The organism is Candidatus Lernaella stagnicola, assembly GCA_030765525.1.
Classification (GTDB): Bacteria; Lernaellota; Lernaellaia; order Lernaellales; family Lernaellaceae; genus Lernaella; species Lernaella stagnicola.
In genome coordinates, this window is sequence record JAVCCK010000034.1 from 156,198 (window position 1) to 169,885 (window position 13,688).

At 59.8% G+C, this 13,688-nt stretch carries 12 protein-coding genes; 10 read left to right on the top strand and 2 right to left on the bottom strand.

Annotated features, from left to right (window positions below; all coding sequences use genetic code 11):
- From trmFO to P9L99_15470, 8 genes are all read left to right on the top strand, one after another.
- A complete protein-coding gene (gene trmFO, locus P9L99_15435; protein ID MDP8224751.1) occupies positions 1–1,299 on the top strand; it encodes a methylenetetrahydrofolate--tRNA-(uracil(54)-C(5))-methyltransferase (FADH(2)-oxidizing) TrmFO in 1,299 nt (432 codons plus the stop codon).
- Between the two features lie 99 nt (positions 1,300–1,398).
- Positions 1,399–2,355, top strand: a complete 957-nt coding sequence (locus P9L99_15440) for a tyrosine recombinase XerC (protein MDP8224752.1) — start codon at positions 1,399–1,401, stop codon at positions 2,353–2,355.
- Entirely contained in the window at positions 2,352–2,891 is a 540-nt protein-coding gene (hslV, locus tag P9L99_15445; protein ID MDP8224753.1) for an ATP-dependent protease subunit HslV, read from the top strand. The genes P9L99_15440 and hslV overlap by 4 nt, the downstream gene beginning before the upstream one ends.
- A gap of 4 nt (positions 2,892–2,895) precedes the next feature.
- A complete protein-coding gene (gene hslU, locus P9L99_15450; GenBank protein MDP8224754.1) occupies positions 2,896–4,341 on the top strand; it encodes an ATP-dependent protease ATPase subunit HslU in 1,446 nt (481 codons plus the stop codon).
- 12 nt (positions 4,342–4,353) lie between these two features.
- Positions 4,354–5,277, top strand: coding sequence for an ornithine carbamoyltransferase (gene argF, locus P9L99_15455; GenBank protein MDP8224755.1), 924 nt, complete (start codon positions 4,354–4,356; stop codon positions 5,275–5,277).
- A complete protein-coding gene (locus P9L99_15460; GenBank protein MDP8224756.1) occupies positions 5,274–5,873 on the top strand; it encodes a Maf family protein in 600 nt (199 codons plus the stop codon). Before argF ends, P9L99_15460 begins: the two co-directional genes overlap by 4 nt.
- Positions 5,870–6,544: a YggS family pyridoxal phosphate-dependent enzyme gene (locus tag P9L99_15465; GenBank protein ID MDP8224757.1), complete on the top strand. Its 675-nt coding sequence runs from the start codon at positions 5,870–5,872 to the stop codon at positions 6,542–6,544. Before P9L99_15460 ends, P9L99_15465 begins: the two co-directional genes overlap by 4 nt.
- A gap of 87 nt (positions 6,545–6,631) precedes the next feature.
- A complete protein-coding gene (locus P9L99_15470) occupies positions 6,632–7,108 on the top strand; it encodes a hypothetical protein (protein ID MDP8224758.1) in 477 nt (158 codons plus the stop codon).
- 28 nt (positions 7,109–7,136) lie between these two features.
- Here P9L99_15470 and P9L99_15475 read toward each other — a convergent pair whose 3' ends face one another.
- Positions 7,137–8,000, bottom strand: coding sequence for a purine-nucleoside phosphorylase (locus P9L99_15475; GenBank protein ID MDP8224759.1), 864 nt, complete (start codon positions 7,998–8,000; stop codon positions 7,137–7,139).
- A gap of 9 nt (positions 8,001–8,009) precedes the next feature.
- Positions 8,010–8,771, bottom strand: coding sequence for a tetratricopeptide repeat protein (locus P9L99_15480; GenBank protein MDP8224760.1), 762 nt, complete (start codon positions 8,769–8,771; stop codon positions 8,010–8,012).
- A gap of 180 nt (positions 8,772–8,951) precedes the next feature.
- Here P9L99_15480 and P9L99_15485 point away from each other — a divergent pair, with 180 nt between their 5' ends.
- Complete coding sequence (locus tag P9L99_15485; GenBank protein ID MDP8224761.1) at positions 8,952–11,276, top strand: hypothetical protein; 2,325 nt, start codon at positions 8,952–8,954, stop codon at positions 11,274–11,276.
- 87 nt (positions 11,277–11,363) lie between these two features.
- The gene (locus P9L99_15490) at positions 11,364–13,664 is read left to right on the top strand and encodes a hypothetical protein (protein ID MDP8224762.1); all 2,301 of its coding nucleotides are present in this window, start codon (positions 11,364–11,366) and stop codon (positions 13,662–13,664) included.
- Positions 13,665–13,688: the final 24 nt, after the last annotated feature.

Consider the following 13,688-nt stretch of genomic DNA (forward strand, 5'->3'; position numbering starts at 1 on the left):
GTGTCTAATGTTGTGGTCGTCGGGGCGGGGCTCGCCGGCTCCGAGGCCGCCTGGCAATTGACGCGCGCCGGTTTCGACGTCGTGCTATATGAATCCCGGCCGGCCGTTTCCACTCCCGCTCACCAAAGTGCCGACTTCGCGGAACTGGTGTGTTCCAACAGTCTGGGCAGCGCGGCTCCCGGCACGGCCAAGGGTTTGCTCGTGGCCGAGATGGAGTGCTTCGACAGCATGATTGTTGCCGCGGCGCGGGAAACCAGCGTGGCGGCGGGCAAAGCGTTGGCGGTCGACCGGCAGCGTTTTGCCGCGCGCGTTACCGAAATTCTGCGGCAGCAGGAACGAATTGAGATACGCACCGAAGAGGTTGTCGATCTACCCGACGCGCCGGCTGTCATCGCCACGGGGCCGCTGACCGGCGACCGTTTGGCGGCGAAACTTGCGGCGGAAACCGGCTCGGAACACCTGCATTTCTACGATGCCACCAGCCCGATTGTGGCCGATGATTCGATCGATCGGGACATTGCCTTTTTGGCCAACCGCCGGAGCGACGACCCCGGAGATTATCTGAATTGCCCGCTGGACGAAGCGCAGTACGAGCGTTTCGTGCAAGCTTTGAACGAGGCCGATTTGGTCACGCCGCGCGGTTTCGAGGACCAACAGGTTTTCGAAGGCTGTATGCCGATCGAGCAAATTGCGCGCCGCGGTTTCGATACGCTACGGTTCGGGCCGATGCGGCCGGTCGGGCTGACGGATCCGCGCACCGGGCGGTGGCCGTATGCGGCGGTACAACTGCGGCGGGAGGACGCGGCCGGGCAGATGTGGAACCTGGTTGGTTTTCAAACCCGCATGACCTTCACGGCGCAGCGGGACGTGTTGCGTCTCATCCCTGGGTTGGAGCGGGCGGAGTTTCTGCGCCACGGCGTCATTCATCGCAACACCTATGTCGATGGGCCGCGCGTGTTGGCGAGAGATCTAAGCTTGAGGAATCGCCCGGGTGTGCGCCTGGCCGGGCAGCTTGTCGGGGTGGAAGGGTATCTGGAAAGCGCGGCGATGGGGCTTTGGGTGGCGCGGTTGACGATTGCGGCGCTGCGCGGCGAACCCATGCCGCAACTGCCCGCCGAAACGATCCTGGGCGCCCTCACGCAGTACGTTGTCGCCAGCGAAAAGGTGCCGATTCAGCCGATGAACGCCAATTTCGGATTGCTGCCGCCGGCGGAAAAACGTCTCTCGAAGCGCGACCGCAAATTGTACTATCACGAGCGCTCACTCGCGGCGTTGCGGGCTTGGTTGGAAACGTTTTAAGGTCCAAGTGTTTCATATGTTTGGCACCTCGGACGTTGACACCGCCGCAGGGCGGTTTTAGCTTTCACGCGGACCTTACGCGTCGAAAGGCTCCTATTTTTGGACGAACTACTCACCGCTTTTGCCGAAAATCTGGAAGTGCACCGCGATTTGTCGAAACACACGCGGGAAGCGTACCTTCGCGACGTGCGGCAGTTCGTGGACTTCTGCCTGCGGCACGAATTCTGCCTCAAGGACGGCAAGGTGGACCTGCTGCGCACCGAAAAGCGGCACCTGCGGCTGTTTTTGGCGGAGTTGACCGGCGGGTCAAGCAAGGCGACGATCGGTCGCAAGTTGGCTTCGCTTCGAGCGTTCTTCCGTTTCTGTCGCAAGCGCGGCCTTATCGAAGGGAACCCGGCGCGGCTTGTCAGGGCGCCGAAAAAAGATCGCACGCTGGCCCACGGCGTGTCGGTCGAGGACGCCGGGCGAATGATGGGCGCGATAACTTCGACCAAAGTCGAGACGCTGCTGCGCGACCACGCGGTGTTGGAAACTTACTACTCGACCGGGTGTCGAGTTAGTGAGTTGGTCGCGGCGGTGGTCGACGACTGGGACAAGGAAACGGGTACCTTGCGCGTGCACGGCAAAGGTAGCAAGGAACGCATCGTGGCGATGGGCGCGTACGCAACCGCCGCGCTGGACCGCTATGTGGCCGCGACGAGGGCGCCGCGGGTCAAAACGTACGGCATCGTCGAGAAGAGCCCGCTGTTTCTAGGAATCAAAGCGCGGGCGCTGTCGGTGCGGACGGTGCAAAATATTGTGCGACGGGCGAAGATAGCGGCGGGAGTCGACGGCAAGGTGACGCCGCATTCATTGCGGCACAGTTTCGCCACGCATCTGCTGAATTCGGGCGCGGATTTGCGGATGATTCAGGAGATGCTCGGACACGAGAGCCTCTCGACCACGCAGGTTTACACGCACGTGGATGTTGACAAGCTGCTGGAGGTGTACGAAAAGGCACACCCGCGCGGACGACGAAAACGCGAAACGTCAAGCGAAAAGGAAACAATCGAATGAAGACTCAACCTCATGCGACGACCGTGGTGGCTGTGCGGCGCGGCAAGCTGGTCGCGATGGCCGGCGACGGCCAGGTAACGCTCGGCAACACGGTGATGAAACACGGCGCCACGAAGGTGCGTCGTTTGGGAAAAAAGAAGACCGTGCTCGGCGGCTTTGCCGGCGCCGCGGCGGATGCCTTCCAACTCTTTGAACGCTTTGAGGGGAAGTTGGACGAATACAAAGGCAACCTGATGCGTGCCGCCGTCGAACTGGCCAAGGACTGGCGCAGCGACAAGGTTCTGCGCCGGCTGGAAGCGATGCTGCTGGTCGCCGACGCGGACGTCACGCTACTGCTCTCGGGCTCGGGCGATGTCATCGAACCCGACGACGGCGTGATCGCCATTGGATCGGGCGGCACGTACGCGCAGGCCGCAGCCAAGGCGCTGATGGAGCACACTAAGATGAAGCCGGCGGAAATCGCGCGCGAAGCGATGGCCATCGCGGCGTCCATCTGTATTTATACCAACGACCACATCACGGTCGAGGAGTTGTAAGAAAATGACGGGATTTGACGAGAAGCACCTGACCCCGCGGCAGATCGTTGCAAAGTTGGACCGCTACATCGTCGAGCAAAACGACGCCAAGCGCTCGGTGGCGATCGCCGTGCGCAACCGTTGGCGCCGGGCGCAGCTCGACGAAGAATTGCAGGAAGAAATTTACCCGAAAAACATCATCATGATCGGGCCGACGGGCGTGGGCAAAACGGAAATCGCCCGCCGCCTGGCCAAGTTGGTCAACGCGCCTTTCCTGAAGGTCGAGGCGAGCAAGTTCACGGAAGTGGGCTACGTCGGTCGCGACGTGGAAAGCATGATCCGCGACCTGACGGAAATCGGTATCAACCAGGTGCGGGCCGAGCACGAACAGGAAGTGGCCGACAAGGCGCACGAGATCGCCGTCGAAAGAGTGCTGGACCTGTTGTTGCCTCCACCGCCGGTGCAAGCCAAGCGCGCGCCGGACGCGGAAATCGTTTACGAAGAAGAGCCTGTCGAAGGCGAGGACTTCGTGATTGTGCACGCGGAGGAGGAGAGCGCGACGTCCGAGGAAGACGCGGCGCGCAGTTACGAGCGCACACGCGAGAAGTTCCGCAAGATGTTGCTGAACGGCAAGCTGGACGATCGCGATGTGGAGATGAAGGTACCCGACCACTCGAAAATGCCGATGATCGAGATACTCTCCGGTTCCGGACTCGAGGACATGGACATCAACTTCAAGGACATGTTCGGCAACCTTTTCCCGGCGAAGACGAAAAAGACGAAGGTGAAGGTGCCCGAAGCCATGAGATTGATCGTGCGGGAGGAAACTCAACGCCTGATCGATATGGAGAAGGTTCAGGTCGAGGCGATCCGGCGTGTCGAGCAGAGCGGCATCATTTTTCTCGACGAAATCGACAAAATCGCCGGGCGGGAAAGCGGGCACGGTCCGGACGTTTCGCGTGAAGGCGTGCAACGCGACCTGCTGCCGATTGTGGAAGGCAGCAACGTAAATACCAAGCACGGCATGGTGCGCACCGATCACATCCTGTTCGTCGCAGCCGGCGCGTTCAATGTGGCGAAGCCTTCGGACCTCATCCCCGAGATGCAGGGGCGCTTCCCGATTCGTGTCGAACTCAAGAGTCTGTCGCTCGAAGCTTTCGTGCGGATTCTCACTGAGCCGCGGAACGCCTTGACCAAGCAGTACGAAGCATTGCTGGATACGGAAGGCGTGACGCTCAAATTCACCAAGGACGGCATCCGCCGCCTCGCCGAGGTCGCCGTGGAGGTTAACGAAAAAACCGAGGAAATCGGGGCGCGGCGCCTAGCGACGGTGATGGAGAAACTTTTGGAGACAGTCAGTTTCAACGCGCCGGATATGGGCGGGCAGACCGTGACGATCAACAAAGCCTTTGTTCACGACGCGTTGGCGGAAATTACCGAAGACGTCGATTTGTCGCGCTTCATTCTGTAATAGGGGATCGCTATGAGACATTTTCTGAGTTTGGCCGACTGGAGCGCGGATGAAATCGGGCGCGTGTTCGATGTTGCCGCGGACCTGCGTGAATTGTGGCGGGACGACAAAGAGCACCGCCCGCTCGACGGTCGCAGCGTCGCGCTCATTTTCGAAAAAAGCAGCACCCGCACACGAGTCTCGTTCGAGGTGGGGTGTTTCCAACTTGGCGCGCAAGGCCTGTTTTTGTCCTCACGTGATCTGCAGATGGGCCGCGGCGAGCCGATCAAGGATACCGCCCGCGTGCTCTCGCGCTACGTCGACGCGGTGATGATTCGCACTTTCGGGCAGGACGTGCTGGAAGAATTCGCCGCCCACGCCACGGTGCCGGTCATCAATGGGCTGACCGATTTGCTGCATCCGTGTCAGATATTGGCCGACCTGCAGACGGTGATCGATTACGTAGGTCACTACGAAAAACGAAAGATCGCCTACCTTGGCGACGGCAACAACATGGCGAACAGTTGGCTCAACGCGGCCGGCCGCCTGGGCTTCGACCTGGCGCTCGCGTGCCCCGAGGGATACGCGCCGAACGCGGAAATTCTCGCCCGAGCGCAAGCCGAAGGCGCCGGCAGCATTACGGTGACGACCAACCCTGCCGAGGCCGTCGCCGACGCCCACGTGGTGACCACGGACGTCTGGACCTCGATGGGAATGGAAGGGCAGGAGGATACGCGGCGTGCGGCCTTCGACGGTTTCCAGGTCAATGCCGAATTGATGGCCCTGGCCAGGGACGACGCGATTTTCCTGCACTGCCTGCCGGCGCATCGCGGCGAGGAAGTGACCGACGAGGTGATGGAATCGCCCGCGTCGAAGGTTTGGGACGAAGCCGAAAACCGCCTGCACGTGCAAAAAGCGATCATGGCGATGCTGATTGAGCCGGAGTCGTTCGCTTGAGCGAAGCTCGGTTGATTCTCGCCAGCGCCAGTCCGCGACGGCGCGACTTGATCACGCAGCTCGGCATCGATTTCGAGGTGTGTGTTTCCGGCGTGCCCGAGGAGCAGTTGCCGGGCGAAACGCCTGGGGATCACACGCGGCGCCTGGCTCGGGAGAAGGCGGCGGCGGTTGCGGCGAAGTATCCGTCCCGCTGGGTGCTGGGGGCCGACACGGCGGTGGTCGTTGACGATGCGATTCTGGGCAAGCCGCGGGACGCGGCCGAGGCGGTTGCGATGCTGCGTTTGATCAGCGGTCGTTGGCACATCGTCTTCACCGGCTTTTGCCTCATGCATCTTGAACAAGGGCGGGAATACGTGGACGTGGCCATGTCCGACGTGTTCATCCGTCTTTTGTCCGACGCGCAGATTCGCGCGTACGTCGCCACGGGCGAGCCGATGGACAAAGCCGGCGCGTACGCCATTCAGGGTATCGGGGCGGGGCTGGTGCAGCAGGTCAAGGGTTCGTACACGAACGTAGTCGGCCTGCCGCTGGCGGAAGTGGCGATGTTGTGGGAAACGATCTACGGTGAAGACATCCTGGTGAAGGGAAAGCCATGAGTGTGGCGGAAAACCTCAGAACCGTGTTGGAAGAAATCAGCCGCGCGGCCGAGCAAGCGGGGCGCGATGCGGCCTCGGTGCGTCTGGTCGCGGTGAGCAAAAAGCACGAGGCGGCGGCGATCGAGGCGGCGATGGCGGCCGGTCAAATGGACTTCGGCGAAAACTATGTGCAGGAGTTGCGCGACAAAGCGATGAAGGTTGCCGGCGAGCCGCGGTGGCATTACATCGGCCATCTGCAACGCAACAAGGTGAAATACCTGGCGCCGTGGATCCACATGATTCACACGGTGGACAGTATCCGTTTAGCGGACGGAATCGCTAGGCGGGCGGGCCTGCATGAACGCCGGATCAAAATCCTGGTGCAGGTCAACGTGGCGCGAGAGGGTGTCAAGAGCGGTTGCGACCCCGAAGACGCGTCCGCATTGGTGCAACACGCGGCGGCTTTGCCGGAGTTGGAAGTGTGCGGCCTGATGACCATGCCGCCGTTTTGGCCGCCCGAGCAGGTCCGCCCTTTCTTTCGCGGCCTGCGCGAATTGCGCGACCGGTTGCAGGATGATTTGGGCTTGGCGCTGCCGGAATTATCGATGGGAATGTCGGCGGATTTTCCCGCGGCAATCGAGGAAGGCGCGACGCTCGTGCGGGTCGGCACCCGGATTTTCGGCGCTCGTTAATCGCCTTGCATTCACCAATTCTTTTAGTCAACATGGCCGCAAGGTCCCCTACCGGCGGGAGAAGATCGACGAATGGCGAAAAATCGCATGCGGATTTTTATATACACGGATCTGATGCACGAGTTGCAGAAGCTTTCCAAGGTCGAAGAGAATCACGCCCTTGGGCAAGCGGGCAGTACGCCGCTTTACGTGATGATGAATATGACCCGGCCCAGCAATGACGTTTTCGACTTGGGGCTCGATGACGACGCGCAAGATTTCATCAACGCGCAGGAACTCGAAGAGTTGTTTTCCGATGAAGACGGCGAACTGATCGAGGAACTCGAAAACCATCCGGACCTCTTTCGCGCCATCCCCTTCGAATTGGAGGACGGCTCGGAGGCCTTGGCGTACGATTTCGTCCGGCGCAGCCTCTATACGATGCACCGCATCCAGGACGAGAGCGATTGGGATTTGGCGATGCGCACGTACGATCCGACATGGGTCATCGGACCGTCCATTCCGCAAACCATCCGGAAACAGCCGGCGTCGTTGATTCGACCGCTTCGCCGGCGCCGCCGGTAGTCTTTTCTCTTTTCCTTAAATCAAGCAGCTAGAGCAGGCGAAGCATTTCCCCGAACGTTTGGGAGAACATCTCGGCGGCGGCCGTGGCGGCGTCCAGTACCTCGTGGTGCGTGGGATTCTCCTCGCCGGTGCCGTCATTGGCTACGTTCGTGATGCAGGCCAACGCGACGACTTGCAGGCCGGCGTAGCGGGCGAAAATCGCTTCGGGCACGGTGCTCATGCAGGCAATGTCGCCGCCGATGACGCGGGTCATGCGTACTTCGGCCGGAGATTCGTAGTTGGGGCCGGCAAACGCGGTCAGCACGCCTTGGTGCAGGCGGCCGCCGCGCTCGGCCACGTGCGCCCGTAACTCGTCGAAAAAGTCGGTGCGGTACAGATCGGTCAACGACACGAAGGGCGAGACCTCCGGATCGAGAAACGCGTTGCCCTGGTATTCGCGAATCATTTCGAACAGAGGGTTGGTGCCCATGAGATTAATGTGGTCGCGGACCAGCACGATGTCGCCCGCGCGGTAATCGGGATTGATGCCGCCGACGGCGGTCGTCAGGCAGATCGTGTGGGCGCCGAGACCGGCCGCGACTTGCACGGGCAACGTGAGTTTTGCGCCGGAAGCGCCCTCGTAAAAATGGAAGCGGCCGACGAATACGCCGACCTGGATTTCATCCAGCGAGCCCACGACCAGCTTGCCCGGGTGGCCGGGAATGCTCGGGGCCGGGTAGCCTTCGATTTGGTCGTAGGGGATTTGTTTGCGGACATGCAGTTGGTCGACGATGCCCGAGAGCCCGCTGCCGCTGACGGCGACGACATCGAGTTGCTCGACGCCGTGACGCTTGAGACTGGCGATGATGCGGTCACGGTCCGGATGGCGGAGAGGGAAGTTCTTACAAGGCATTCGCAGTTCCTACTCGCAGAGCATCTTGTACTCATCGGCGCGGGCGCCGAATTCTCCGTAAGGATCCATTTGCTTGATACGCTTGAGCAGGTCGAGCCCGCGTTTTTTATCGCCTTGCTTGCACACGACCATGGCCAGGTCGAGCATGGCTTCGGGAAACACGGGTCTGATTTCCAAACCGCGTTCGAGAATTTCCCGCGCGTCGTCGTAACGCTCCAAGGCGATGTAGACCTTGGCGAGGTTGTCGTAGGCGGTGAAGTACAGGCGGTCGTGGTCGATACATTCCTTGAGAAACTTCTCCGCTTCGAGGTAATCGCGCCTTTTGAAGTAGGCATACCCCAGGGCGTTGAGGGATTGGGCCCGGTTGCGGTAGAGGTCATTTTCCAGCGCGCTGTGGAACTCCTTGATGGCTATCTCGTAGCGGCCTTGAGTCAAGTAAAGGTGGCCGAGGTTGTGATGGGAGTCGGAGTGGTCGGGTTGCAGTTCAATCGCCTTCTTGAAGTTGCTGACCGCCTTGCCGTATTTCTCTTTGGAATAATAGACGATGCCCAGCGCGTGGTAGATTTCGGGATCGTTGGGATTGTAGGTCAGGGCCGTCTGGAGATCGCCGAGGGCGCTTGTGGGGTCGCCGTGGTACATGGAGGCGACGGCCATTTCGTAATAGCCTTGTGCTTTGCGGGCATCATCTTCGCCGACGCGTTTTTTACCGCAGGAGGCCGCGATCATCGAGAACGCCACAAGCACAATAACCAGATTTCGAACTAGTCGCATATTTTTTGCCTCGGCCGAATTCGGCCAAACTGTTAGCACCGAGCCATGATGGTGTCAATATAAAGGCTTATGAGCTTAGGGAAAAGCGGGCAAGGCGAGATAACGAGCCGCTTGGCAGGGGGCCGACATTTGATTATAAAACACCAGAGTATTTAACTTCTAACATTTTGGTGGATTTCGATGGCTGAAACAAATGCCGCCCGTCCGGGGCCGCAGGGGCCTTCGGCGCGATCAGTCGTATTGATTGTTTTCGTACTGGCCGCGTGCGCCTTGATGTTCGAACTGATTATCTCGCGCATGTCGGTCTTCTATTTGAACTACGCCAACAGCTTCTTGGCCATTCCGCTGACGCTGTTCGGGCTGGCGATCGGCAGCCTGCGCGTCCACTTAAGCAAGAAGGCGGTGGAAGAGGTCGACATCACGCGCAACCTCCTGTGGCTGACGGCGACATCGTTTCTGGCTTTCGCGATTGTGTTCTGGGTGTTCAGCCAGCATTTCACTATCGACTTGCGCACCATCCCCGCGGCGCGGGCGACCTTGTTCAAGACCCTGGCGTTTGTGCTGATTTTTCTGCCGCCGTTTTACTTTATCGGCAAGATCCTCACGACCCTGTATTCGAACTACCGCGCCATGATCGGTCGTTTGTACGGGTTCGACCTGGCCGGGGCGGCGCTGGGCTGTTTTTTGACGCCGATCCTGTTCCATTTTGTCGACCTGCCGTATCTGATTTTCATTTGCCTGATGGCGATGGTCGCGGTGACGGCGTTATCGCTGGGGCGTTCGCGTTTGACGCGGGCGGTGCCGTTCGCGGTGCTCTCGTTGTTGTTGCTGCCGGCGCTGGTGTATTTGGAAGGTCAGTACGACATGCACCAGACGGTGGCATCGCAGAAAAGCCAGGAAGTCACGGAGCTGGCGCACAAGTGGAACGAATTTTCCCGTGTGTCACTACTGCGGATCAGGGGCCGCGAGAAGAAGGACGGGTGGTTCCGCATCATTCACGACAACGCCGAGAGTAATGTCGGCGTGCGGGCCTTTCGGCCGGATCGCGAACGGGCGGCGGATCGACGTTCCTACCTGAACCTGCCGTTTCTGCTGAATCGCCGGACCGACGAGATCATGGTCATGTTCGCCGGTTGCGGCAAGCAGATGGTGCAATTTGATGATGCCGGCGGCGGGGCGAAGCGCATCGTCGGCATCGAGATTAATCCACTCGTGCGGGACTTCGCGCTGGAGACGCCCGAACTCGAGAGAATGAACCTGCGGGAATTTTTCGCCAAGCCGAACATCCGCCTGCACATTGAGGAAGGGCGGAGTTTTCTCGACAACGACAAGACAAGCTACGACGTCATCTACGCCGGCTCGAATGCCGCGACGTTCAAATACAAAACCGGCCACAGTCGTAAGTACTTGGATACCGTGGAGGCGTTCGAGGGCTACTTGGATCACTTGAAGGACGAGGCGCTGCTCATCTTCGACTGCCAGCCTTCGTTCCATAAGATCGAATCGTTGAAGGAGATTTACCGGCGTCGCGGTTGGAAGGATTTCAAGAAACACGTGGTGGTCATGACGCGCCGCGGGTACACGGATCACTGCGATGTGCTGGCCTATTCGACGACGCCTTTCAAGCCGGAGGATGTTAAGAGGATTCGTGAAACCTACACCGATGGCAAGCAGCGCGTTTTGTACGCCCCCTACCGTCCGCGCAACAACCGGGAAGTGCTGGAAGTTGTTACACGGCCGGAGACTCCGTCGCTGATGCTGGTCACCGACAATCGACCCTTCCTGCGTACGTTGGACTTCGCGAAATGGTCGCCGTTCCCGGGCATGAAAAGTTTGAAGAGGCTCAAGTTCTACCGCAGTTGGATCAAGATCACGACGATGTTCGCCGTGCTGCTTGGGCTGGCGGTGATACTCGCGCTGCTGTACGTCCTGCGCGCGGAAATGCCTCCGGCGGGCATGGTGATCTACCTGCTGATCACCGGCTTCTGCTACATGCTCGTGGAAATTACTTACATCGGAAAGTTGGAACTGTTCCTCGAAAACCCGCTGTACAGCATGTCGCTGCTGCTGTCGATTTTCCTCCTGACCAACGCCGTGGGCAGCATGCTCTACAAACGCTTCCAAGCCCGGCTCAACATGACTTGGATACCCCTTGTGGTCGGGGCGACGGTCCTGGTGTCGCTGTACTTGATACACCTGATGACCGCCTTCCGTCTCGGGCTGCCGCTGCCGTTGAAAATCTTGATGACCATCATCATCGTCGCGCCGACCGGCGTGTGCCTCGGCCTCTTTTATCCCTTCGTCGTGACGTGGCTGCACGAAAACGGCCGCGAAAAGACCGTGCCGATCACCTACGGAATCAGCACGCTGTCGTCAGTTGCCGGGGCCACCTACACGATGACGATGATTATCAACTGGGGATACAACAACATGATTTACCAGGCGGCCGTCGGCTACGCGGTGCTGACCGCGTTTATGTTCGTGTACCACCGCGTGCGTCGCTAACCGGGGCTTGGCAAACCGCAACAAGGTCGTTACAAGCGGGAAACGCCGTCGCCATTCGCCGCGCCGGTGTCGGACGAAGGAATCTGCATGAGCGACGTCACGGGGCCGAAACTCAGCAAGCGCACGATGATGATCGTGTTCGTGTTGGCGTTCTGCACGCTGATGTTCGAGTTGATCCTCTCGCGCATGTCGGTGTTCTACCTCAACGGGGCGAACAGTTTCATCGCCATCCCCCTGACGTTGTTTGGATTGGCCGTCGGTAGCCTGCGCGTTCACTTAAGCAAGAAGTCGGTCGACGAACTCGACATCCCGAGCAATCTCGTGTGGATGACGATGGCTTCCTTCTTCACCTACGCGATCAGTTTCCTGCTGTTCAGCCAGCTCTTTCCGATCACGCACGTACACGACCCATCCAGCCCGCTGCTGATCGGCAAAACCGCGGCCTTTGTCCTCGTCTTTTTGCCGCCCTTCTACTTTGCCGGGAAAATCCTCACGGCCCTCTACGCGCGTTTTCGGCATGCCATCGGACGCTTGTACGGAATGGATTTGATCGGCGCGTCGCTGGGCTGTTTCGCCACGCCGGTGCTTTTTCACTTCATCGATTTGCCGTACATCATTTTCATTTGCCTGCTGGCCATGACGGCGGTCGCGGCGATCTCCCTCGGGCGAGCACGGCTGAAGTTGATCATCCCGTTCGTGGCTCTCTCGTTTGTGATGCTGCCGGTATTGGTGTTCTTGGAAGGCCGGTACGATTTCAGCAAAATTCAGAAGCACGCCCAATTCGGCGCGATCACCGAGATCGCCCACGGCTGGAACGAGTACTCCCGCGTGTCGCTGCTGCGCATTACGCCGCGCCAGGAAGAACAGAACCCAACCTACAAGATCGTGCACAACAACGCCGAGAGCAACGTGTGGGTCGGCGCGTACGGCTCGCTGGACGGCCTGCCGGAGGCGATTCCCCCGCGGGCACGCCGTCGCGTTCCCTTCCTGTTGGGACGGCCCGTCGACCGGGTCATGGTCATGTTCGCCGGCAGCGGCAAGCAGATGATCGAATTCGACGCCTTGGGCGGCGGGCGGGAATATCTCGTCGGGGTCGAAATCAATCCGTTGGTGATGGAACTGGCGACCCAGACCAAAGAAATCGCGCACTACCGCATGCAGGATTTCTACGATCTGCCGCATGTGGAGATGCACGCCGCCGAGGGGCGGGCGTTCCTGGATAACGACGACCGAATCTACGACGTCATCTTTGCGGCGTCCGATGCGGCTACCACCAAATACAAAACCGGGCACAGCCGGAAGTACCTGGACACGAAAGAGGCGTTGGAAAGTTACATCGATCACCTCGCGCCGGGCGGCTTGCTGATGTTTAGCTGCCAGCCGGCGTACCACAGGATCGAGGCGCTCAAGGCCATTTTTGCCGAGCGAAAACTTGAACGGCTTGACCGACACGTCGTCATCAGCGGACACGGCTTGGACTCCTGCACCCACCTGTACTTCTCCAAACGTCCCTTTCACCGCTCGGAGGTCGCCAAGTTCGCCGAGTTGTACGCGAAGGAGCTGAACTTTGCGCCGGGGTGGGATGGCAACAAAGAACTTCACACCAGAGTGCTGAAAGAACGAGTATCGCCGCTGCAGCGCTTGGTTACCGACGACCGCCCGTTCATCCGACCGATCGATTTCGAAAACTACCAACTCTTCGCCTCTAAGCGGGAACTGGCCAACCACCGCTACTACGGCAGTTGGATCAAAATCACAACGATGTTGCTGCTTGGCGTTCTCGTACTGGGCATCATCGGCGCCTTGTACATCAAGCGGGTGAACATGCCGCCTTCGGGCATGATGATCTACCTGATCGTTACGGGCTTCTGCTACATGCTCGTCGAGATCGCCTACATGGCGCGGCTGGAACTGTTCCTGGAAAACCCGCTGTACAGCATGGCGTTGCTCTTGACGATTTTCCTTTTGACCAACGCGATCGGCAGCCTGCTTTACAACCGCTATCAGCGGCGGCTGCCGATGACCTTCGTGCCGCTGGTCGCGGCCGTCGTGGTGTCGGCGACGATCTTCCTTCTCAAGGCGTTGATCGTCTCGCGCCTGGACATGCCCCTGCCGCTGAAGCTGCTGCTGGCGGTGGCGGTGGTTTCGCCGACCGGCGTCGTGCTCGGCTTCTTCTACCCCTACGTGGTGACGTGGCTGCATCGACACGACCGCGCCGACGCCGTGCCCGTAACGTATGCGCTCAGCACGCTCTCGTCGGTGGCCGGGGCGACCTACGCGATGACGATGATCATCAACTGGGGCTACACAAACATCATGTGGCAGGCGGTGGCCGGCTATGTGCTGCTTGCGGCGGTGATGCTGGTGTATAAGCGGGGCGTAAAATAAAAAAGCCGCGCCCGTTAAAGGCGC

Excerpts from the sequence above, each read along its gene's own strand:
- hslV (MDP8224753.1), top strand. The coding sequence starts at position 2,352 with ATGAAGACTCAACCTCATGCGACGACCGTGGTGGCTGTGCGGCGCGGC.
- P9L99_15465 (MDP8224757.1), top strand. The coding sequence starts at position 5,870 with ATGAGTGTGGCGGAAAACCTCAGAACCGTGTTGGAAGAAATCAGCCGC.
- P9L99_15475 (MDP8224759.1), bottom strand. The coding sequence starts at position 8,000 with ATGCCTTGTAAGAACTTCCCTCTCCGCCATCCGGACCGTGACCGCATC.
- P9L99_15485 (MDP8224761.1), top strand. The coding sequence starts at position 8,952 with ATGGCTGAAACAAATGCCGCCCGTCCGGGGCCGCAGGGGCCTTCGGCG.
- P9L99_15480 (MDP8224760.1), bottom strand. The coding sequence starts at position 8,771 with ATGCGACTAGTTCGAAATCTGGTTATTGTGCTTGTGGCGTTCTCGATG.
- argF (MDP8224755.1), top strand. The coding sequence starts at position 4,354 with ATGAGACATTTTCTGAGTTTGGCCGACTGGAGCGCGGATGAAATCGGG.
- P9L99_15470 (MDP8224758.1), top strand. The coding sequence starts at position 6,632 with ATGCGGATTTTTATATACACGGATCTGATGCACGAGTTGCAGAAGCTT.
- hslU (MDP8224754.1), top strand. The coding sequence starts at position 2,896 with ATGACGGGATTTGACGAGAAGCACCTGACCCCGCGGCAGATCGTTGCA.
- P9L99_15490 (MDP8224762.1), top strand. The coding sequence starts at position 11,364 with ATGAGCGACGTCACGGGGCCGAAACTCAGCAAGCGCACGATGATGATC.